The sequence below is a fragment of the Galbitalea sp. SE-J8 genome (genome assembly GCF_030345695.1).
Taxonomy (GTDB): Bacteria; Actinomycetota; Actinomycetes; order Actinomycetales; family Microbacteriaceae; genus JAUASV01.
In genome coordinates this window covers 1-1034 of record NZ_JAUASV010000051.1, presented here as the reverse complement: position 1 = coordinate 1034, position 1034 = coordinate 1, and the positions used below count along the sequence as shown (strand labels likewise).

General features: G+C 67.2%; 1 protein-coding gene. It reads left to right on the top strand.

Features of this window, described 5'->3' with window-relative positions; genetic code table 11:
- On the top strand, window positions 1-1034 hold a 1034-nt coding region (locus QT381_RS15710; RefSeq protein ID WP_289249969.1), incomplete at both ends, for an IS1634 family transposase.

Sequence of the window (1034 nt, the reverse complement as noted above, 5' to 3'; positions counted from 1 at the left end):
GCACGATCGTGGAGCACCTCGGGTCCGCGCATGACGAGGTCGAGCTCGCCGCGTTGGTCGCGGCAGCGCGGGCGAAGATCACGGCCGGGCAGGTCGCGTTCGGCCTCGATGTGCTCACCCCGCCGGGTGCTGAGCGGGTCACGGTCGAGCCGGTTGTGGTCGGGTCGAGGTCGAGAGTGCTCTGGGATGTCCTCGCTTCGGCGTATCGGCGGCTCAGGTTCGAGGCCGTCGATGATCGCGTCTTCGAGTACCTCGTCCTCGCGCGGCTGGTCGAACCGACAAGCAAAGCGGACACGATCAGGGTCTTCGCCGAGATGGGCGTTCCGGACGCGCCGAGCTTGCCGACGATCTACCGCACGTTGAAGCGCAGCATCACCGCCGACTGGCGGGGCATGATCGCGACTGCCGCCTATGCGCACGCGGCCCGGCATGGGCCGCTCACACTGGTGCTCTACGACGTGACGAGGCTGTACTTCGAGGCGGAGTACGAGGACAAGCTCCGCAAGGCCGGGATGTCGAAAGAACGCCGCGTCGACCCGCAGATCACGGTCGGGCTGCTCGTCGACGCGGGTGGGTTCCCGCTCGAGATCCACGCGTTCGAGGGCAACAAGGGCGAGACGACCACGCTGATCCCGGTCCTGGACGCGTTCCGGGGCCGGCACAAGGTCACCGATGTCGTGGTCGTCGCCGACGCCGGGATGCTCTCGGCCGCCAACCTGACCGCGGTCGAAGACGCCGGCCTGTCCTTCATCGTCGGGTCGAGGGTCTCGAACGCCCCATACGACCTCGCTGATCAACTCGCGAACCGGGGGAATTTCTTCACCGATGGGCAGACGATCGAAGCGTCCCGCCGGATGGGCACCGGGAAGGAGGCACGGGACCGACGGGTGGTCTGGCAGTACTCCGCCGCTCGCGAATGCCGCGACAACCGGACCCTGAACCTGCAGATCGAACGTGCCCAGGAAGTCGCCGACGGCAAACGCCCGATCAAGAAGGACCGATTCGTCACGTTCACCGGCGACAAGCCCGGCATC